18 protein-coding genes are annotated in these 19,431 nt (G+C 70.7%); 13 read left to right on the plus strand and 5 right to left on the minus strand.

What is annotated here, in order from left to right; all coding sequences use genetic code 11:
• Window positions 1-29 precede the first annotated feature (29 nt).
• The 7 genes from rsmD to mutM all read left to right on the plus strand — a co-directional run bounded on the left by rsmD (window position 30) and on the right by mutM (window position 5,420).
• The gene (gene rsmD / locus K7C20_RS26400) at window positions 30-629 is read left to right on the plus strand and encodes a 16S rRNA (guanine(966)-N(2))-methyltransferase RsmD (RefSeq protein WP_053209335.1); all 600 of its coding nucleotides are present in this window, start codon (window positions 30-32) and stop codon (window positions 627-629) included.
• A 26-nt stretch (window positions 630-655) separates the two neighbouring features.
• Complete coding sequence (coaD, locus tag K7C20_RS26405; protein ID WP_209443936.1) at window positions 656-1,138, plus strand: pantetheine-phosphate adenylyltransferase; 483 nt, start codon at window positions 656-658, stop codon at window positions 1,136-1,138.
• A 127-nt stretch (window positions 1,139-1,265) separates the two neighbouring features.
• Window positions 1,266-2,414 carry an ATP synthase F0 subunit B gene (locus K7C20_RS26410; RefSeq protein WP_030087880.1) on the plus strand — a complete coding sequence of 383 codons (1,149 nt, stop codon included), beginning with the start codon at window positions 1,266-1,268 and terminating at the stop codon, window positions 2,412-2,414.
• 201 nt (window positions 2,415-2,615) lie between these two features.
• Window positions 2,616-3,215: a YceD family protein gene (locus K7C20_RS26415; RefSeq protein ID WP_245171225.1), complete on the plus strand. Its 600-nt coding sequence runs from the start codon at window positions 2,616-2,618 to the stop codon at window positions 3,213-3,215.
• A gap of 2 nt (window positions 3,216-3,217) precedes the next feature.
• On the plus strand, window positions 3,218-3,391 hold the full coding sequence (rpmF, locus tag K7C20_RS26420; RefSeq protein WP_030087884.1) for a 50S ribosomal protein L32: 174 nt from the start codon (window positions 3,218-3,220) through the stop codon (window positions 3,389-3,391).
• A 19-nt stretch (window positions 3,392-3,410) separates the two neighbouring features.
• Window positions 3,411-4,229: a ribonuclease III gene (rnc, locus tag K7C20_RS26425; RefSeq protein WP_030087886.1), complete on the plus strand. Its 819-nt coding sequence runs from the start codon at window positions 3,411-3,413 to the stop codon at window positions 4,227-4,229.
• A 264-nt stretch (window positions 4,230-4,493) separates the two neighbouring features.
• Window positions 4,494-5,420: a bifunctional DNA-formamidopyrimidine glycosylase/DNA-(apurinic or apyrimidinic site) lyase gene (gene mutM / locus K7C20_RS26430; protein ID WP_030087887.1), complete on the plus strand. Its 927-nt coding sequence runs from the start codon at window positions 4,494-4,496 to the stop codon at window positions 5,418-5,420.
• A 27-nt stretch (window positions 5,421-5,447) separates the two neighbouring features.
• Here the strand turns inward: mutM and K7C20_RS26435 are convergent, their stop codons facing one another.
• Window positions 5,448-5,873 (minus strand): winged helix-turn-helix transcriptional regulator, encoded by a 426-nt coding sequence (locus K7C20_RS26435; RefSeq protein WP_048830230.1) that lies wholly within the window; start codon window positions 5,871-5,873, stop codon window positions 5,448-5,450.
• A gap of 152 nt (window positions 5,874-6,025) precedes the next feature.
• Here K7C20_RS26435 and K7C20_RS26440 point away from each other — a divergent pair, with 152 nt between their 5' ends.
• On the plus strand, window positions 6,026-6,616 hold the full coding sequence (locus K7C20_RS26440; RefSeq protein WP_209443937.1) for a flavodoxin family protein: 591 nt from the start codon (window positions 6,026-6,028) through the stop codon (window positions 6,614-6,616).
• 116 nt (window positions 6,617-6,732) lie between these two features.
• On the opposite strand, the gene K7C20_RS26445 is transcribed toward K7C20_RS26440, so the two are convergent.
• The gene (locus tag K7C20_RS26445; protein WP_222892664.1) at window positions 6,733-7,665 is read right to left on the minus strand and encodes a CAP domain-containing protein; all 933 of its coding nucleotides are present in this window, start codon (window positions 7,663-7,665) and stop codon (window positions 6,733-6,735) included.
• Window positions 7,666-7,798: 133 nt separating this feature from the next.
• Between K7C20_RS26445 and K7C20_RS26450 the strand changes: the two genes are divergently transcribed.
• The 5 genes from K7C20_RS26450 (at window position 7,799) to K7C20_RS26470 (ending at window position 15,228) form a co-directional block, all read left to right on the plus strand.
• Window positions 7,799-8,080 (plus strand): acylphosphatase, encoded by a 282-nt coding sequence (locus tag K7C20_RS26450; RefSeq protein WP_030084673.1) that lies wholly within the window; start codon window positions 7,799-7,801, stop codon window positions 8,078-8,080.
• Between the two features lie 382 nt (window positions 8,081-8,462).
• Window positions 8,463-8,666 carry a hypothetical protein gene (locus tag K7C20_RS26455; protein ID WP_030084672.1) on the plus strand — a complete coding sequence of 68 codons (204 nt, stop codon included), beginning with the start codon at window positions 8,463-8,465 and terminating at the stop codon, window positions 8,664-8,666.
• Window positions 8,667-8,969: 303 nt separating this feature from the next.
• Window positions 8,970-12,869 (plus strand): AAA family ATPase, encoded by a 3,900-nt coding sequence (locus K7C20_RS26460; protein WP_053209345.1) that lies wholly within the window; start codon window positions 8,970-8,972, stop codon window positions 12,867-12,869.
• Between the two features lie 313 nt (window positions 12,870-13,182).
• On the plus strand, window positions 13,183-14,601 hold the full coding sequence (locus K7C20_RS26465) for a sugar porter family MFS transporter (protein WP_030084665.1): 1,419 nt from the start codon (window positions 13,183-13,185) through the stop codon (window positions 14,599-14,601).
• Window positions 14,602-14,904: 303 nt separating this feature from the next.
• Window positions 14,905-15,228 (plus strand): cupin domain-containing protein, encoded by a 324-nt coding sequence (locus K7C20_RS26470; RefSeq protein ID WP_030084663.1) that lies wholly within the window; start codon window positions 14,905-14,907, stop codon window positions 15,226-15,228.
• Between the two features lie 14 nt (window positions 15,229-15,242).
• On the opposite strand, the gene K7C20_RS26475 is transcribed toward K7C20_RS26470, so the two are convergent.
• The 3 genes from K7C20_RS26475 to K7C20_RS26485 form a co-directional block, all read right to left on the minus strand.
• Window positions 15,243-16,256 (minus strand): LLM class flavin-dependent oxidoreductase, encoded by a 1,014-nt coding sequence (locus K7C20_RS26475; protein ID WP_030084661.1) that lies wholly within the window; start codon window positions 16,254-16,256, stop codon window positions 15,243-15,245.
• Window positions 16,257-16,356: 100 nt separating this feature from the next.
• Window positions 16,357-17,841, minus strand: coding sequence for a purine-cytosine permease family protein (locus tag K7C20_RS26480; protein WP_053209337.1), 1,485 nt, complete (start codon window positions 17,839-17,841; stop codon window positions 16,357-16,359).
• 226 nt (window positions 17,842-18,067) lie between these two features.
• Window positions 18,068-19,300, minus strand: a complete 1,233-nt coding sequence (locus tag K7C20_RS26485; RefSeq protein ID WP_030084659.1) for an NAD(P)/FAD-dependent oxidoreductase — start codon at window positions 19,298-19,300, stop codon at window positions 18,068-18,070.
• Window positions 19,301-19,431: the final 131 nt, after the last annotated feature.

The following is a 19,431-nucleotide window of genomic DNA, read 5'->3' on the forward strand; positions in this document are numbered from 1 at the left end:
TCGACCACGCGCAACGTAAGGACGGGCCCATGACCCGCGTGATCGCCGGTACGGCCGGCGGCCGCCGCCTGGCCGTGCCACCGGGAAACGGCACCCGCCCGACCTCCGACCGAGCGCGCGAAGGCATGTTCTCCACCTGGGAGTCGCTCGACGGGCCGCTGGCCGGTGCCCGGGTGCTCGATCTGTACGGCGGATCCGGCGCGGTCGGCCTGGAGGCGCTCTCCCGCGGCGCCGCCCACGTCCTGCTGGTCGAGTCCGACGCCCGCGCCGTGCGCACCATCCGGGACAACGTCCGTGCGGTCGGCCTCCCGGGCGTCGAGGTCCGGGCCGGCAAGGCCGAACAGACCGCCGCCGTACCGGCCCCGGGCGAGCCGTACGACCTCGTCTTCCTGGACCCGCCCTACGCGGTGACCGACGAGGATCTCTGCGAGATCCTGCTCACACTCCGTGGTCAGGGGTGGCTTGCGGAGCAGGCACTCGTCACCGTGGAGCGCAGCACCCGAGGCGGCACGTTCCCATGGCCGGACGGTTTTGAAGCGATCAAGGCCCGTCGCTACGGCGAGGGGACGCTTTGGTACGGTCGCGCCGCTTCGACGTCCGCCGAATCGACGTCAGTAAGCGTGTCATGACCGGATCGGAGAGCGAGGAACCCGAGTTGCGCCGCGCCGTCTGTCCGGGGTCGTTCGACCCCATCACCAACGGGCACCTGGACATCATCGCCCGTGCCTCCAAGCTGTATGACGTCGTCCACGTCGCCGTGATGATCAACCAGTCCAAGCAGGGGCTGTTCACGGTCGACGAGCGGATCGAGCTGATCCGCCGGGCCACCGCCGAGTACGGCAATGTGGAGGTCGAGTCCTTCCACGGCCTGCTCGTCGACTTCTGCAAGCAGCGCGACATCCCCGCGATCGTCAAGGGGCTGCGGGCTGTCAGCGACTTCGACTACGAGCTCCAGATGGCCCAGATGAACAACGGCCTGTCCGGAGTGGAGACCCTCTTCGTCCCCACCAACCCCACCTACAGCTTCCTCTCCTCCAGCCTCGTGAAGGAGGTCGCCGCCTGGGGCGGCGATGTCTCCCATCTGGTGCCGCCGTTCGTCCTGGAGGCCCTCACCGAGCGCCTGCGGCAGAAGGGCTGACACCGCAACGGGCGCACCGGTCCGATGCCTGACTGATGGGGCGTCAGTTGGTGTCGGGCGGAGGGCTCGTGGACGTACAGTCGTCCCGTTCCGTCGTTCCAACCCCTCAGAGAGTGGCGAGTCCAAGGTGGACGTGCAGAAGAAGCTCGACGACATCGTCGCGACCGTCGGCGGTGCCCGGTCCATGCCCATGTCGGCATCGTGCGTGGTCAACCGCGCCGAGCTGCTCGCCATGCTGGAGGAGGTGCGCGCGGCGCTCCCGGGCTCCCTCGCGCAGGCGCAGGAGCTGCTCGGCGGGCGGGAGCAGATGGTCGAGGAGGCGCGGGCCGAGGCGGAACGGATCATCGAGACCGCGCACGCCCAGCGCGGGTCGCTGATCTCCGACACCGAGGTCGCCCGGCAGTCCCAGGACGAGGCGGACCGGATCCTCGCGGAGGCCCGCCGGGAGGCCGAGGAGATCCGGGCCGAGGCCGACGACTATGTCGACAGCAAGCTCGCCAACTTCGAGGTCGTGCTCACCAAGACCATCGGGTCCGTCGACCGTGGCCGCGAGAAGCTGCTCGGCCGGGGCCCCGGGCTCGACGACCAGGGATACCCGGACGAGGACGGCACCGAGGCCCCGGAGCGCAGTGCCGACCCGGAGACCCTCCGGCGGCGTGCCGACGCGTATGTGGACGCCAAGTTCGGGGCCTTCCAGGCCGTGCTGACCAAGACGCTCGAAGCGGTCGGCCGGGGTCGTGACAAGCTCCAGGGCGCCCAGACGATCGACGAGCTGGGTGCCCACCTGGCGGCACAGGGCGATCCGCAGTCCGGGCACCAGGCCGACGCCGAGTATCTGGCCGGTCTGGCGGGCATCGGTGCCGACCAGCCGCCGCAGCCGCCCCAGGCACCCGCGATGCCTCAGGCGCCGCCGCCCCCCATGCCGCAGGTGCAACCCCAGCCCCAGGAGCACCTCCAGCCCCAATTCCAGGACCAGGGCTACTACGCCGACCCGGCGGCCTACCAGCAGCAGGACGTCTACGGCTATCAGCAGCCGCAGGAGGTCCCGTACGCCCAGCACCAAGACCCGTACGGTTACGACTGGCAGCAGCAGGCCCAGCAGCAGGGCTACGACCCGAATGCCTATCTCCAGCAGCAGGTGCCCCACCAGCAGGTGCCCCAGCAGCCCCAGCACGGCCATCCCGCGCAGCCCGGCGCACTGGACGAGACCAGCCTCTTCGACACCAGCATGATCGACCTGGACCAGCTCCGGGCCTACGAGGAGGGGCGCCAGTAGGCGGCCCCGCCCGCGGTCCGGGGGAGCGGCAGGGAGCGGATTGGGCCTATCGGGGCCCGTCCAGTATCCTGGCTCTTCGGTCGCGCGTATCTCCGCGATCTCTGCTGCCCGAATCCCCTACAGCAGGAAGACGGACGGCACGGAAAACCCCGTAGAAAGCAGGAAGCCATCAACGCCCGCCTCGACCACCGTTCCCCTCTCGTGTTCGACACGCGCGAGCTGGGCCGGCGTCCCGGTGCGCTGAAGAGGGCATCCCGCTCTGTCGAGGCCCCCCGGGACCTCGGCAATGAGGTCATCGGTGTGCCCGAGGGCGCACCGGTCGAGCTCGACCTCCGCCTGGAATCGGTCATGGACGGGGTGCTTGTCACAGGCACCGCCCGTGCAACCGTCAAGGGGGAGTGCGTAAGGTGTCTGGAGCCGCTGGAGCGAGAGCTCGACGCGGATTTCCAGGAGATGTTCTCCTACCCCGACGCCGATGCCCGGGTCCGCGAGTCGGACGCCGGCGACGACGCCGAGGACGAGGAGGACACCCTCTTCCTCGAGGACGACTTGTTCGACCTCGAGCCCGTGCTGCGAGACGCGGTGGTGCTTGCACTGCCGATGCAGCCGGTGTGCCAGGACGACTGTCCGGGTCTGTGCTCCGAATGCGGAGTGCGGCTCGCGGACGACCCGGACCACCACCACGACGCCGTCGACATCCGTTGGGCGGCACTGCAGGGACTCGCCGGGACCGTCAAGGACGGCGAGAAGGACAACATGGGCGGCGCCGAAGCGGGCGTCGACGAGAAGCAGGAGAAGTAGCCGTGGCTGTTCCGAAGCGGAAGATGTCGCGCAGCAACACGCGCCACCGCCGGTCGCAGTGGAAGGCTGCGGTCCCCACCCTGGTGGCATGCGCTAGCTGCCACGAGCCGAAGCTGCAGCACATCGCGTGCCCGAGCTGCGGCACCTACAACAAGCGCCAGGTCCTCGAGGTCTGAGCGGCTGGTGACAGGCTTCATGTCAGACGCCAATTCGACTTCCCGCAAACGCGGGGATGAACCGACTCCGGCGGACACGGCCTCGTCCCACACGCTTCTGGAAGGGCGGCTCGGGTACAAGCTCGAGTCCGCCCTTCTGGTGCGTGCGCTGACACACCGCTCGTACGCATACGAGAACGGCGGTCTGCCCACCAACGAGCGGCTCGAATTCCTCGGGGATTCGGTGCTCGGCCTGGTGGTCACGGACACGCTGTACCGCATCCACCCCGATCTGCCGGAAGGCCAGCTGGCCAAACTGCGGGCCGCGGTGGTCAACTCGCGTGCACTCGCCGGGGTGGGCCGCGGCCTCGACCTCGGCGCCTTCATCCGCCTCGGACGGGGCGAAGAGGGCACGGGCGGCCGGGACAAGGCATCCATCCTCGCCGACACCCTTGAAGCGGTGATCGGCGCGGTCTATCTCGACCAGGGCCTCGACGCGGCCGGCGAGCTGGTGCACCGGCTCTTCGACCCGCTCATCGAGAAGTCCTCCAGCCTGGGCGCGGGCCTGGACTGGAAGACCAGCCTCCAGGAACTCACCGCGACCGAGGGTCTCGGCGTTCCGGAGTACCTGGTCACGGAGACCGGTCCGGACCACGAGAAGACCTTTACTGCTGCCGCCCGCGTCGGTGGTGTCTCGTACGGCACCGGCACCGGCCGCAGCAAGAAGGAAGCCGAGCAGCAGGCGGCCGAATCCGCGTGGCGCGAGATCCGCGCCGCGGCGGACGAGGCGGCCAAGGTGGCCGAGGCGGAGAAGGCGGCCGAAACCGTCGACACCGCCGGCGAAGACACCATCGGCTGACCGCACAGCTCACGCCCCTGTGGCGCGGTGCCTCCACCCCCGGTGCGCTTCGGCGTACCGGGGGTCCTTCTTTGACCGGGCCCGGGGAGCATCCCGACGAGCCGGGCGGCCCAACTGCTGTGCGGGCGAGGCGATATGGCCGGTCCAGGGGCTGCGGCCACGGGGCGGATCGGGGAACCCCGTGAGGCACCGGGTGGGCCAGTGGCACCCCGGAGGGGAGAGGTACGCTGCCGCTGTCGTCCCCCCGTTGTCCCGAGGAGTCCCGTGCCCGAGCTGCCCGAGGTCGAGGTCGTACGCCGCGGACTGGAGCGCTGGGTCAGCGGCCGCACGATCGACGAGGTCGAGGTGCGGCATCCGCGTGCGATCCGTCGGCACACGGCCGGTGCGGCCGACTTCGCGGCCCGGCTCAAGGGGCTGCGCATCGACGCGGCGCGCCGGCGCGGCAAGTACCTCTGGCTGCCGGTGACCGGCGGTGGCCCGGCCGCACAGACCGCCGCCGAGGGCATCACCCCGATGGTCACGCCGTCCGTCACCCACGGCCTGGCGATCCTCGCCCACCTCGGGATGAGCGGTCAGCTGCTGGTCCAGCCGCAGGAGGCGCCGGACGAGAAGCATCTGCGGATCCGTGTCCGCTTCGCCGACCCTCTCGACACCGAACTCCGCTTCGTCGACCAGCGGACCTTCGGCGGCCTCTCGCTGCACGACACCGTCCCCGGCGACGCGGACCACCTTCCGGACGTGATCGCCCATATCGCCCGCGACCCGCTGGACCCCGCCTTCGACGACGCCGCCTTCCACGACGCGCTGCGCCGCCGCCGGACCACCGTCAAGCGGGCGCTGCTCGACCAGACGCTGATCAGCGGCGTCGGCAACATCTATGCGGACGAGGCGTTGTGGCGCAGCCGGCTCCACTACGAGCGGCCGACCGCGACCTTCACCCGTCCGCGCACCGCCGAGCTGCTCGGTCACGTACGGGACGTGATGAACGCCGCGCTCGCCGTCGGCGGCACCAGCTTCGACAGCCTCTACGTCAACGTCAACGGTGAGTCCGGCTACTTCGAGCGCTCCCTGGACGCCTACGGCCGCGAGGACGAACCCTGCCGCCGCTGTGGCACCCCGATCCGCCGCCGTCCCTGGATGAACCGCTCCAGTTACTTCTGCCCCCGCTGCCAGCGGCCGCCGCGCGGCTGAGCACCGCGCGCGGGCGCGTCCGCGGGCTCAGCTCCCGGCGTGCCGTGCGTCATAGCGTTCCCGTGCCCGGAGCACCTCCGGCATCCGGTCCTCCACCAGGGCGATCAGTACCTGGAGCTGACCGGCGACCTGGTGGCCCAGCGGCGTCAGCGCGTAATCCACCCGGGGCGGGTTGGTCTGCTGTGCCTCGCGGTGTACGAGGCCGTCGCGCTCCAGTGCGTGCAGGGTCTGGGCCAGCATCTTTTCGCTCACTCCTGACACCCGGCGCCGCAGTTCGTTGAAGCGGAAGGTGCCGTCGAGCAGCGCGCCCAGTGTCAGGCTGCCCCATCGGTCGGTGACGTGCTTGAGCGCCTCACGGGACGGGCAGTCGCGCGCGAAAACGTCGTAGGCCAGGTCGTCCGTACAGCCGGTGGTGGGCTCGTCGGCCGTCTCGGCAGTGCTCTCGGTCGCCATACCGGACACCATACCTCTGCGCAGCGCTAACCAATGGGTTGCGCTTTCTAAAAGTTAGTGCTTTTCTTCTCTCATCGCAGCCCGACGCCCGGGGCACCGACCGCCCCGGGATGCCGTGACCTTGAGGAGAAACCGCCGTGACCAGCCCTGCCCTGCCCGCCCCCGTCGTCTCCATTGCGTACCACTCCGGCTTCGGCCACACCGCCGTACTGGCCGAGGCCGTCCGCGCCGCGGCTGCCGAGGCGGGGGCCACCGTCCACCTGATCAAGGTGGACGAGATCACCGAAGCCCAGTGGGAACTGCTCGACGCCTCGGACGCGATCGTCTTCGGTTCGCCGACCTACATGGGGACGGCCTCCGGCGCGTTCCACACCTTCGCCGAGGCGACCGCCAAGCGCTGGGCGACCCGCGCCTGGCAGGACAAGCTCGCGGCCGGCTTCACCAACTCCGCCTCCAAGAGCGGGGACAAGCTGCACACCCTCCAGTTCTTCACGGTGCTCGCCGCCCAGCACGGCATGAGCTGGGTCAGCCTCAACCTGCTCCCCGGCTGGAACTCCTCCACCGCCTCGGAGAACGACCTCAACCGGCTGGGCTTCTTCCTGGGGGCCGGTGCCCAGTCCCCCAACGACCAGGGTGCCGAAGGGGTCCACAAGGCCGATGTCGCCACGGCCGAGCACCTCGGCCGCCGCGTCGCCGAGCAGGCCCGTATCTTCGCCGCGGGCCGGGCCGCGCTCGCCGCCTGACCCGCGCACCGGGCCCCGGGGCCCGTACGCCGTACGCCCGCGCCGCCCGTGACGGATCACGGGCGGCGCGGGCGTCTCACGTGTCGGGGGCTGGCACCCCGGGCCGGGCGGCTGCCTCAGAAGCCGAAGTCCTGCGTCCACCAGGGGCCGCCCTGCCCGAAGTGCACGCCGACGCCGAGGGTCTTGTAGTCGCAGTTGAGGATGTTGGCGCGGTGTCCGGGGCTGTTCATCCAGGACTCCATGACGGCCTGCGCGGTGGCCTGGCCGCGGGCTATGTTCTCGCCGCCCAGGTCCTTGATGCCCGCGGCGTCGGCACGGTCCCAGGGCGTGTCGCCGTCCGGGTCGGTGTGGTCGAAGAAACCGCGCCGGGCCATGTCGTCACTGAACTGCTGTGCGAGTCCGGCCAATTCCTTGTCCGCCGTCACGGGGGAGCAGCCGGCCTGCGCGCGCTCCTGGTTGACCAGGGACAGGACCTGCTCCTCGGCGGACGCCCCGGTGTCGGGCGCCTTCGTCGGTGCCGCGCTGCGTACGGGCGCCGCCGAGGACGGCCGCTCGGCGGGCTCGGCGGACCTGCGCGAACCGGTCGTCGCCGTTGGTGATTTGGCCGGCCGGTGCGGGGAGGGGGACGTCGAGGGGGTGGTGGGGGAGGAGGGGCGGCCGGTGCCGGGGGCCGCGGAACGGGCGCCGCCGCGGCTCGCCTGCTCCGTGGCACGGTCGGCCGGGGTCGCCGACCCGCCGCCCAGGGGCGCGGTGGCCTCCGGCAGTGCGCCGGCCCGGACACGGTCACCGGGGTCGCCGCTCGTCCCCCCGTCGAACTGGCCGTGGCCGGGGATCAGTCCGGAGGCGACCGCCACGGCCCCCATCGCCATCGCGGCGGACGCGCCGAGCAGTCCGGTGCGTACGGGCGCCATTCCGCGGCGCGGAGCCGAACGGTGTCCGCGGCGCCGGGCCGCGGATGACGCGCCGGGCCGTTGGGCCGTCGGTGCGTCAACAGCCCCCGCGCCGGGGGCTTCGGGGGCTGGGGGAGCAGAGCGTCGATGGCGGCCCATCCGCTGTCTTCCTTCCGTCCTCAGCGTCAAGACGGCTCACCCATAAGAGTGAGCCTCGCTTGTCGGGGGACTGTACGCCATGGCGCAAGGGGCAGAAGTGACCGCTGAGCAATTGGCCGGTTAACGTGCACACATGAACGAAGATGTCCGTGTGACCGCCTGGGTGCGTGGTCAGGTCCAAGGCGTCGGGTTCCGCTGGTTCACCCGGGCCAACGCCCTTCGCATCGGCGAACTCGCCGGATTTGCAGTCAATCTCGGAGACGGCCGCGTCCAGGTGGTCGCCGAGGGGCCGAAGGATCACTGCGATGCGCTGCTGGACTGGCTCCGTACCGGAGACACGCCCGGGCGGGTCACCGGAGTCACTGAGATATGGGACACGCCCCGCGGCGGTTACGACGGCTTCGAGATCCGCTGAGCGAGCCCGCCGGAACCGTCCGTACGGCCGTCTCGGGCGATCTCGCGGATGCGTCTTTGTCAGCTGCTTACAGGAGATAAGGCCTGGTGGTTGCCAACTCGGCCGACCCGTGCAAGGCTGCCGCTGTACGGATGATCTCTACGCCCCCGCGGGACCTTTCTGGGGAGTCGGCGCAGCGCCCTCGCGGCCGCGCACTCTCAGGTGCCCGAGGATACGGGGTGTGATCGTGTTGACCGTCAAACCGTTTGGTGAGACTCTGGAATCCCCGCGCACCTTAGCTGTTTGGCATTGAGTACACCAGAGAATGACAAGCACCGCGGGTGCGAATCCCTCACGACCCACACCGCTTCGGTCGGTCACTCATTGTGGAGGACCATCCATCATGGCAAAGGCGCTTCTCGGTTACGTCGGCGGCTCCGACCCCCGAGTCCTCTCCGAGATGCGACGGCTTCAGCAGCGCGTTCAAGACCTTGAATCCGAGCTTATTCGGATGCAGGCCGAAAACGACATGCTGTCCGCTGCCGCACGTCACGACGACTCGATGCTCGACCTCGACGTACCCCAGGCGGAGCCCGCGCTCACCTGACCTCAACCCAAGGGCGGGTAGGGCTGCTCGCCAGCCGCTTGAGGACCGCTCTCTTCAAGATCTGCAAGGGACGCTTCGGCGTCCCTTCGTCGTTTCCCGGTACTGAGTTACTCCCGCGTTTCCCGCGGACCGTACGACCATTTTCCGCCGTGCCGCCCCTCCCTTACCGCATGATGTGCCCTGCGCTTTCGTCAATGAAACCGAAAATGAACGGCTCGGTATACCCGGGGGCCGTACGGGGCGGTGATCGGCGCCGGAATGTTGGGGTCGCCCGCCGAGGAGCGGCCGGTAGAGTCCAACGGCGTGCATCTCAAGAGTTTGACCCTGCGAGGTTTCAAGTCCTTCGCCTCCGCCACGACGCTGCGGTTCGAGCCGGGCATCACCTGCGTCGTGGGTCCCAACGGCTCCGGCAAGTCCAATGTCGTGGACGCGCTGTCCTGGGTCATGGGCGAGCAGGGCGCCAAGTCGCTGCGCGGCGGGAAGATGGAGGACGTCATCTTCGCCGGGACGACCGGGCGGCCGCCGCTCGGCCGTGCCGAGGTCTCGCTCACCATCGACAACTCCGACGGTGCACTGCCGATCGAGTACGCCGAAGTCACCATCACCCGGATCATGTTCCGCAATGGCGGCAGTGAGTACCAGATCAACGGTGACACCTGCCGGCTGCTGGACATCCAGGAATTGCTCTCCGATTCCGGAATCGGCCGGGAGATGCATGTCATCGTCGGGCAGGGCCAGCTCGACTCCGTTCTGCACGCCGATCCGATGGGACGCCGGGCCTTTATCGAGGAGGCGGCCGGCGTCCTCAAGCACCGCAAGCGCAAGGAAAAGGCGCTGCGGAAGCTGGACGCGATGAAGGCCAACCTCGCCCGCGTCCAGGATCTGACCGATGAGCTGCGGCGCCAGCTCAAGCCCCTGGGACGGCAGGCCGCGGTCGCCCGGCGCGCCGCCGTCATCCAGGCGGACCTGCGCGACGCCCGGCTGCGGCTGCTCGCCGACGACCTCGTCACCCTGCGCCGGGCGCTGCGCGCCGAGATCGCGGACGAGGCGGCGCTCAAGGAACGCAAGCAGGCCGCCGAGGACCGGCTGCGCAGTGCCCAGCAGCAGGAGGCGGCGCTGGAGGAGGAGGTGCGTACGCTCACGCCGCGGGTGCAGCGCGCGCAGCAGACCTGGTACGAGCTCTCCCAGCTCGCGGAGCGGGTGCGCGGCACGATCTCGCTGGCCGAGGCGCGGGTGAAGAGCGCCACGGCGGCCCCGCCGGAGGAGCGGCACGGGCGCGACCCCGAGGACATGGAGCGCGAGGCCGCCCGGATCCGCGAGCAGGAGGCGGAGTTGACGGCCGCGCTGGAGGCGGCGAGCCGGGCGCTGGAGGACACCGTCGAACACCGTGCCGAGCTGGAGCGGCAATTGGCGGACGAGGAACGGCGGCTGCGGGACGTGGCCCGGGCCATCGCCGACCGTCGCGAGGGCCTGGCGCGGCTGAGCGGACAGGTCACCGCGGCCCGTGGCCGGGCCGCCTCGGCGCAGGCGGAGATCGGCCGGCTGGCCGAGGCCAGGGATGACGCCCGGCGCCGGGCGGCCGCCGCCCAGGAGGAGTACGAACAGCTCAAGGCCGAGGTCGACGGGCTGGACGCGGACGACGAGGAGATCGCCGAGCGGCACGAGGCGGCCCGCAAGGAGCTGGCGGAGGCGGAGTCGGACCTGTCCGCCGCGCGCGAGGCGCTGACCGCGGCCGAGCGTGAGCGGGCGGCGACCGCCGCACGGCATGATGCGCTGGCCCTCGGGCTGCGCCGCAAGGACGGTACCGGCGCGCTGCTGGCCGCCGCCGACCAGCTCACCGGTCTGCTCGGCCCGGCCGCTGAACTGCTGACCGTCACCCCCGGTTTCGAGGTCCCGGTGGCGGCCGCCCTCGGGGTGGCCGCGGACGCTCTCGCCGTCACCGGCCCCGGCACGGCCGCCGAGGCCATCCGGCTGCTGCGCAAACAGGACGCGGGGCGGGCGGCGATGGTGCTGGGGGGAAGCGGGAGCCGGAACGGCGCGGGGCTGGTTCCTGCGCCCGCGCGGGCCGTGGAGTCGGTGGCATCGGCAGAGTCGGCAGAGGAAATGGGGGCTGCTGAGGTCCGGGGAGTCGCGGAGGACACCGAGGGTGCCGAGGCTGTTCAGGTGGCGGTGCGGAGTGGGGCCGACAGCATCCGCGGGGCTCGTGCGAGCGATGTGGCTCTTGGGGCTGGTGGGGCTGGTGGGGCTGGCAGGGCAAATGGAATCAATGGGGCTAGTGGTGGCACTGGTGCGATCGAGGGGGGCGAAGGGGCGCTAGTTGCCTCACGTGAGGGTGCGGCCGGGGGTTCGGCGGTTCCCTGGCCGGCCGGGCATCGTGTGCCCGGACCTCGTTCCGAGCCCGTACCGGCGGATGAACTGGTGCGGGGGCCCGCGGAGTTGACGGCCGCCGTGGCCCGGCTGCTGCGGGATGTCGTGGTGGTCGGGACGCTGGAGGAGGCCGAGGAGCTGGTGGCCGCCCGGCCGGAGCTGATGGCCGTGACCGGTGAGGGCGATCTGCTCGGGGCGCATTTCGCGCACGGCGGCTCCGCCGGTGCGCCGAGCCTGCTGGAGGTACAGGCGTCCGTCGACGAGGCGGCGGCCGAGCTGGAGGAGCTGGCGGCGCGCTGCGAGCGGCTGACGGAGGCGCAGCGGTCGTCGGCGGAGCGTCGTACGGAGTGTGCCGCGCTGGTCGAGGAGCTGGCCGAGCGGCGGCGGGCGGCGGACCGGGAGAAGTCGAAGGTCGCCGGGGACCTGGGCCGGCTCGGCGGGCAGGCGCGGGCGGCCGCGGGCGAGGCCGAGCGGTCCGACGCGGCGGCGGCCAAGGCCGAGGAGGCGCTGCTGCGGGCCACCGAGGAGGCCGAGGAGCTGGCCGAGCGCCTTGCGGTGGCCGAGGAGGAGCCGGGCGTCGGCGACGAGGAGCCCGATACGTCCGTACGGGACCGGCTGGCCGCCGACGGAGCCAATGCGCGGCAGACCGAGATGGAGGCCCGTCTCCAGGCGCGTACGCACGAGGAACGGGTGAAGGCGCTCGCCGGGCGGGCGGATTCGCTGGACCGGGGGGCGCGGGCCGAGCGCGAGGCGCGGATGCGGGCCGAGCGGCGGCGTGCCCGGCTGCGGCACGAGGCGGAGGTGGCCGGTGCGGTCGCCGCCGGCGCCCGGCAGCTGCTGGCGCATGTCGAGGTGTCGGCCGTACGGGCCGAGGAGGAACGGGGCGCGGCGGAGCGGGCCAAGACCGAGCGGGAGCAGGCGCTGGTGGCCGAGCGCAACCGGGGCCGGGAGGTGAAGTCCGAGCTGGACAAGCTGACGGACTCGATGCACCGCGGCGAGGTGCTGGGCGCGGAGAAGCGGCTGCGGATCGAGCAGCTGGAGACCAAGGCGCTGGAGGAGCTGGGGGTGGAGCCGGCCGGGCTGATGTCCGAGTACGGCCCCGAACAGCTCGTCCCGCCCTCGCCGGCCGCCGAGGGTGAGGTGCTCCCGGATGATCCGGAGCATCCGCGCAACCAGCCGGTGCCGTATGTACGAGCCGAGCAGGAGAAGCGGCTCAAGGCCGCCGAGCGGGCGTATCAGCAGCTCGGGAAGGTGAATCCGCTGGCGCTGGAGGAGTTCGCGGCGCTGGAGGAGCGGCACCAGTTCCTGAGCGAACAGCTTGAAGACTTGAAGAAGACCCGGGCCGATCTGATGCAGGTGGTCAAGGAGGTCGACGAGCGGGTGGAGCAGGTCTTCACCCAGGCTTACCACGACACCGCGCGCGAGTTCGAGGGCGTCTTCGCGCGGCTCTTCCCGGGCGGCGAGGGCCGGCTGGTGCTGACCGATCCGGACGACATGCTGGCGACCGGGGTGGATGTGGAGGCGCGTCCCCCGGGGAAGAAGGTCAAGCGGCTGTCGCTGTTGTCGGGCGGTGAGCGGTCGCTGACCGCGGTGGCGCTGCTGGTGTCGATCTTCAAGGCGCGGCCCAGCCCGTTCTATGTGATGGACGAGGTGGAGGCCGCGCTGGACGACACCAATCTCCAGCGGCTGATCCGGATCATGGAGGAGTTGCAGGAGAGCTCCCAGCTGATCGTGATCACGCATCAGAAGCGGACGATGGAGGTCGCGGACGCGCTCTACGGCGTGTCGATGCAGGGTGACGGCGTATCGAAGGTCATCAGCCAGCGACTGCACTGAGCGGGGGCGCGGAGCCCGCGTCCACGACGGGCTTCGCGGGCCGGTACCGACCGGAATCGGCGGCTCTGCGCCCCTCCGCGGCGCCGCTATTGATCGCCCGGAGTGTCCGACGACCCATCAGTTCAGAACTTGAACGAACTGTCTCTCGGGTGGCCGAGAAACAAATTTATTACGCCCTATTGACTTCGAAACTTGAAGGCATAGTCTCTGCAACGTTGCTTTTACCTTCAAGTGGTGGGTGCCCCCAAGCTATGCACCACTAGAAGGGCCAGCCCCCTAACCCGGCAGCGCAGCCGGGCCACTGGAGTTCACGTTGACCAGCACCGCGCAGCCGACGGGTTCGGAAGGCCGCAAGGCCCATCCCGAGCATCTCGGCCATGTCATCTTCATCACCGCGGCTGCCGCGATGGGCGGCTTCCTCTTCGGCTATGACAGCTCCGTCATCAACGGTGCCGTCGAGGCGATCCGCAGCCGCTACGACGTCGGATCCGCACTTCTCGCCCAGGTGATCGCCATCGCGCTGATCGGCTGTGCCATCGGCGCCGCCACCGCGGGCCGGATCGCGGACCGCATAGGCCGCATCCGCGTGATGCAGATCGCCTCGGTGCTGTTCACCGTCAGTGCCGTCGGCTCCGCTCTGCCGTTCGCCCTCTGGGACCTCGCCTTCTGGCGGATCATCGGCGGCTTCGCGATCGGTATGGCCTCGGTCATCGGCCCGGCCTATATCGCCGAGGTCTCGCCGTCCGCCTACCGGGGCCGTCTCGGCTCGTTCCAGCAGGCTGCCATCGTCGTCGGCATCGCCGTCTCCCAGCTCGTCAACTGGGGCATCCTCAACCTCGCCGACGGCGACCAGCGCGGCAAGATCGCCGGCCTGGAGGCCTGGCAGTGGATGCTCGGGGTGATGGTCGTCCCGGCCGTCCTCTACGGTCTGCTCTCCTTCGCGATCCCCGAGTCGCCGCGCTACCTGATCTCCGTCGGCAAGGTCTCCCGCGCCAAGGAGGTGCTCGCCGAGGTCGAGGGCCACACCGTGAACCTCGACACCCGGGTCACCGAGATCCAGGAGGCGATGCGCCGCGAGCACAAGTCGTCGTTCAAGGACCTGCTCGGCAGCAAGATGGGCTTCCTGCCGATCGTCTGGGTCGGTATCGGCCTGTCGGTCTTCCAGCAGCTGGTCGGCATCAACGTGGCGTTCTACTACTCCTCGGCGCTGTGGCAGTCCGTCGGCATCGACCCGAGCGCCTCGTTCTTCTACAGCTTCACGACGTCGATCATCAACATCATCGGCACCGTGATCGCGATGGTCTTCGTCGACAAGATCGGTCGCCGTCCGCTGGCGCTGATCGGTTCGGCCGGTATGGCCATCTCGCTCGCCCTGGAGGCGTGGGCCTTCTCCGCCAAGACCGCGGCCGGCACCCTGCCGCCCACCGAAGGCACCGTGGCGCTGATCGCCGCCCACGTCTTCGTGCTCTTCTTCGCCCTCTCCTGGGGCGTCGTGGTCTGGGTCTTCCTCGGCGAGATGTTCCCGAACAAGATCCGTGCCGCCGCGCTGGGCGTCGCCGCCTGTGCGCAGTGGATCGCCAACTGGGCCATCACGGCCAGCTTCCCGAGCCTGTCCGACTGGAACCTCTCGGGTACGTACGTCATCTACGCAGTCTTCGCCCTGCTCTCGATCCCCTTCGTGCTCAAGTTCGTGAAGGAGACCAAGGGCAAGGCGTTGGAGGAGATGGGCTAACCCCCCGCCAGTCCTTCTCCTCAGTACTGGGTACTGCCCCGGGTCATCAGGGACCCCGGGCAGTACCCGTTTTTTGTGCCCGGGTCTCTGCGCGCCCCGGGCCTCGTAGCTCTTCCCGGATCGTGGTGCCGCGGCGATCCGGCCATGGCAGGAAAGTACTTCAGCGCGTCATTTCTGACACTGGGGGAGGGCGTCCCGTTCGACGAGGGTGGAGCCATGAGCGAGACGGAGACGACCGCGGAGGCGGCCACGGACCCGACCCGGGACGGGCCTTGGACGAAGCACGGGCGGGGCGCCGGAGGTGTGGGCGGGACCGCGGGCTATGTGTGGACCACGGTGGACGACGCACCGGTCAAGGAGCTGTTCCCCGGCATCCGGACGAGGCCGCTGTGGACCGGCGCCGACGGGGCGAAGGCCCAGGTGCTGGAGATGGACCCGGGCAGCTGCTGGGAAGGCATCGATGTGCATACACCGGGGCCCGAGGAGGTCTTCGTGGTCTCGGGCACCTTCCACGACGGCGACCGGGACCACCCGGCCGGATCCTTCCTCCATGCGCCGGCCGGGTCCTGGCACGTACCGCAGTCGGCGGTGGGCTGTGTCCTGTTCGTCTTCTACCCGGAAGGCTGAGACCCGTCCTGCCCTCAGCCGTCGAGGCCCGGCAGCACCCGCTCGGCGAACAGGTGCAGCGAGCGCCAGCCCTCGTCGACGGGCATACCGCCGCACAGCGGATGCAGGATCAACGAGCCCCGGCCGCCCGCCTGCCGGGCGAGCGCGAGGCACTCGTCCGGGGTGACGATGCGGTAGACACCCTCCTCCCGCAGGGCCGCGGCGTCCTGGGCGGACGAGCGCACCGCCGAGCGGATGCCGGCGGACTGCCAGGAGGCGTACATCCGGGCCTCGTGCAGCAGATGGCTGCCGTACGCGGCCCAGGCGCGGTCCGGATCCTCGGCGACATGGAGGAGCGAGGTCCGCTCGGGCGGCTGGAGCACCCAGCCCTCGGTGCCGAATTCGGCGCGCTGTTCGTGGTAGTAGGCCTCCAGTCCGGGGAGGTGCGCGCTGGGGAAGAGGGGGAGCCCCAGCCGGGCCGCGCGCCGGGCCGCGGCCCGTGAGCTGCCGCCGATCAGCAGCAGCGGGTGCGGCCGGGTGTACGGGCGGGGGGTGACCTGGACCGCACGCCCCTGGTAGGTGAACGGTTCGCCGGTCCAGGCGGACAGCAGGGTCTCCAGTACCTCGTCCTGGAGCGCGCCACGGCCCGTCCAGTCCTTGCCGTGCGCCGCGTACTCCTCGGGCCGGTAGCCGAGGCCGGCGACGGTGACCAGCCGGCCGCCGCTCAGGAGGTCGAGCGAGGCGAGGTCCTCGGCCAGCCGCAGCGGGTCGTGCAGCGGGGTGATCAGCGCGGAGAGGGTGACGCCGATGCGGCGGGTGGCGCCGAAGACGGCGCCGGCGAAGGTGAGCGGGGAGGGCATCCAGCCGTTGGTGGTGGCGTGGTGCTCCTCGGTCTGGACCATCGTGAACCCGCGGTCGTCGGCGAACTCGGCCATCTCGACGGCGGCCCGGTAGCGCGCGGACAGCGTGGCGGGGGTGGGGGCGGGGTCGACGAGGTTGATGCGCAGGACCGTGACCGGCAGGGAGGGCAGGGAAGGCTGGGCAGACATGGCAAACGTCCCCTTCGCCAAGGCGGTTGGCGAAGGGGACGCTAGCTGACGTTGCGTCAGATCACTAGAGGGGGGATCCGGTCCGCGGGGCGGCGCCGGGTCAGCCCACCTCGGCCGGCTCCCGGGCCTCGGCCGCGCCGTCGGCCCCGGCCGCCGGGACGGTCTCCCGGGGCGCCGGCAGCACGGCGAAGGTGATCGCGGCGATCGCGATCGTGGCCGCCCAGCCCAGACCGTTCTCACCGATCCAGGTGGTGGCCAGCGGGCCGGTGAACCACTGGACCTTGGTGAAGCACAGGCCCGCGGTGAGCGCCACCGCCCAGGCCGTCATGGCCTGCCAGCAGAAACCGCCGGTGTACCAGTAGCGGCTGGTGCGGCCGGTGTTCATCAGGCTGTCGGCGTCATAGCGCACCGCCAGCTTGCGCCGCCGGGCCATGTCGACGCCGTAGACGCCGATCCAGGCGGAGAAGGAGACCGCGAGCAGCGTCAGGAAGGCGATGAACTGGCCGATGAAGTCCTTGGCCACCAGCATCATGAACAGGCCGCCGACCAGGCTGATGACGGCGTTGATGCTGACCGCGAGGGCACGCGGGAGCTTGACGCCCATGGTCTGCGCGGTGAAACCGGCGGAGTACATCGACAGGCTGTTGATCAGCACCATGCCGACCAGCGCGGTGACCAGGTACGGCACCGCGAGCCAGGACGGCAGGATGGTGCCGAGGAACGACATCGGGTCGGTGTTCTGGCCGGCCAGCTTCGGGTTCGAGACGGCCATCACGCCGCCCATCAGCACCATCGGCAGCAACACCAGGGCCGCGCCGGAGACGGTGGTGCCGACGATCTTCTTCCCGGACGCGGAGTGCGGGAGGTAGCGCGCGAAGTCGGGCCCGGTGGGCACCCAGCTGATACCGCCGGCCGCGATGGTGCCGATGCCCGCGATCACCATGGCGGTGGTGCCGGCCTTCTTGGCGAAGATGGCGTCCCAGTCCATCGTGGCGACGAGGTAGACCAGCACCATGATGCTGAACAGGCCGAACAGATACGTCGAGTACTTGTTGCAGACGTTCAGCGCCTTGCGGCCCAGACCGCTCACCAGGTACGTCACGGCCACGAAGGCGAGCAGGGTGACGACGACGAGGACGTTGTTGCTCTCGATGCCCAGCAGCAGATGCAGCACGGTCAGTACCGCGTAGGCGCCGGTGACCGCATTGATCGTTTCCCAGCCGAAGCGGGCGACCCACAAGATCGCGCCGGGGAAGTAGTTGCCGCGGACGCCGAAGGTGGCCCGGGAGAGCATCGCGCCGGGCGCGCCGCCCCACTTGCCCGAGACCGACAGCACGCCCACCATGCCGAAGGCGACGGACGCGGCGATCGCGGCCACCAGCAGGACCTGCCAGAAGTTCAGCCCGTTGCTCACCACGAGCGAGGCGCCCATGGTGAGCAGCAACACGCTGATGTTGGCGGCGACCCAGGTCGGGAAGAGTTCGCGGACGCGGCCCTGGCGTTCGTTGTCGGGAACGGGCTCGATGCCGCGGGTCTCGACGGCGCCCTCGGGTGCGGGTGCGGGAGTGGAGGACGTGGTGCCCATTGGTGCAGGTATCTCCGTGCGGGGATCTGGACGCACCCCCACGGGGGAGGAGGTGCAGGCAGCGGCTGTGATGCCCGGCCAGAATTGATTGCCAGGACTCTACGCGCGTTGCGCGGCCGTCGACCATCGTACTTTGATCCAACTTGTGCCGGTACGCGCTGTTGGACCCCACGACGAGACCGAGTGTCGCCCAACCTCGTCGAAGGGTCCAGTCGGAGGGTCCTGATCAGGCCGGAGGCGGTACGGGCTGCCGCATGCCGACCCGGTGGTCGGCCCGCCGCAACAGCTCCTGCGGGTCGTCGACCGGCGGGGAGATCCATGTCTCGTTGATGGCCCGCTTGAGCTCCTTGGCGAACCCCTCGGGCCCCTCCCGCAGGGTCCGGTTCCAGCCAATCGTCGACACCGCACCGGCCGCGCCGAGATCGAGACAGGTGCGGTACGGATCGGGGGCGAACTCCGCCGGCGGCAGGCCGAGCAGACCGGCCGCGGCGTTGTGGCCTGCCACCTTGCCGAGCGGTGTGGCGTGCTGGCAGCTCTGGAGAACGGTGTGGCCGCCCTCGGCGGCTGCTGCTGCGGTGTCCCCGGCCGCGTAGACGCCCTCGACGCCGCGCACCCGCAGGGTGCCGTCCACCGCGAGCCGCCCCAGCCCGTCCCGGGGGGCGGGGATCTGCGCGGTCAGGGCGCTCGCCCGCATCCCGGCGGTCCATACGGCCGTACGGGCCGCGAGGGTGCTGCCGTCCGCGAGGTGCACGGCGCGCTCGTCCAGGCGGGTGACCGTGGTGCCCAGGCGTCGCTCCACGCCCAGCTCGTCCAGCGCTCGGGTGATCACAGGGCGGGCCGCCGTCCCCAGCCCCGCGCCGACCACCTCCGCGCGCTCGACCAGCACCACGCGCACCTCGTCCGCCGCGCCGCACGGAGCGGCCAGTGCGCGCAGCCGGCCGACCAGCTCGGTGGCGATCTCCAGCCCGGTGAAACCGGCACCCACGACCACCGCGGTCCAGCGGCCCGGCCCGTCCGGCGCCTCGGGCAGCGCCCGCAGATGGTCCGCCAGCCGTACCGCGGCCGGCAGGGTGTCGATGTCGTGCAGCAGCGCGGCGCCGGGCAGTTCCGGCCGCACCACCGCGCTCCCGGTCGCCAGCACGAGGCGCCGGTAGGCCACCACGCCACGGGTGCCGTCGGGCGCGGTGGCGGTGACCTCGCGCCGGACGGTGTCCACGGCGGTCGCGGTGGCGGCGATCCGCCGCACCCCGACGGGGCCCAGCACCCGGTCGAGCGGCACCCGCAGCCGGGCCGGATCGGGCTCGTAGAGGCGCGGACGGAGGACCAGATCGGGGTGCGGGGTGAGCAGCGCGACGGAGTGGCCGACGGGCCCGGCCTCCTTTGCGTGCAGCAGCCGTGTGGCCGCCGCGGCGCTCCACAGGCCGGCGAAGCCGCCGCCCAAAACCAGGACATCAAACATCCGGATTCTCCTCCCAGTGCTCCGCCGGTCGTTCCCGGGCGATGGAATCTGGATACTACTCATCCAGAATTGATTCAGGACACCACTCATCCAGGTTCGGCGCGTGCAGTCCCCACGGACGGGACGTGGCT

It is taken from the genome of Streptomyces decoyicus (assembly GCF_019880305.1).
Lineage (GTDB): Bacteria > Actinomycetota > Actinomycetes > Streptomycetales > Streptomycetaceae > Streptomyces > Streptomyces decoyicus.

Excerpts from the sequence above, each read along its gene's own strand:
- rsmD (WP_053209335.1), top strand. The coding sequence starts at position 30 with ATGACCCGCGTGATCGCCGGTACGGCCGGCGGCCGCCGCCTGGCCGTG.
- rnc (WP_030087886.1), top strand. The coding sequence starts at position 3,411 with ATGTCAGACGCCAATTCGACTTCCCGCAAACGCGGGGATGAACCGACT.
- K7C20_RS26435 (WP_048830230.1), bottom strand. The coding sequence starts at position 5,873 with ATGGCGACCGAGAGCACTGCCGAGACGGCCGACGAGCCCACCACCGGC.
- K7C20_RS26445 (WP_222892664.1), bottom strand. The coding sequence starts at position 7,665 with ATGGGCCGCCATCGACGCTCTGCTCCCCCAGCCCCCGAAGCCCCCGGC.
- K7C20_RS26450 (WP_030084673.1), top strand. The coding sequence starts at position 7,799 with ATGAACGAAGATGTCCGTGTGACCGCCTGGGTGCGTGGTCAGGTCCAA.
- K7C20_RS26455 (WP_030084672.1), top strand. The coding sequence starts at position 8,463 with ATGGCAAAGGCGCTTCTCGGTTACGTCGGCGGCTCCGACCCCCGAGTC.
- K7C20_RS26475 (WP_030084661.1), bottom strand. The coding sequence starts at position 16,256 with ATGTCTGCCCAGCCTTCCCTGCCCTCCCTGCCGGTCACGGTCCTGCGC.
- K7C20_RS26480 (WP_053209337.1), bottom strand. The coding sequence starts at position 17,841 with ATGGGCACCACGTCCTCCACTCCCGCACCCGCACCCGAGGGCGCCGTC.
- K7C20_RS26485 (WP_030084659.1), bottom strand. The coding sequence starts at position 19,300 with ATGTTTGATGTCCTGGTTTTGGGCGGCGGCTTCGCCGGCCTGTGGAGC.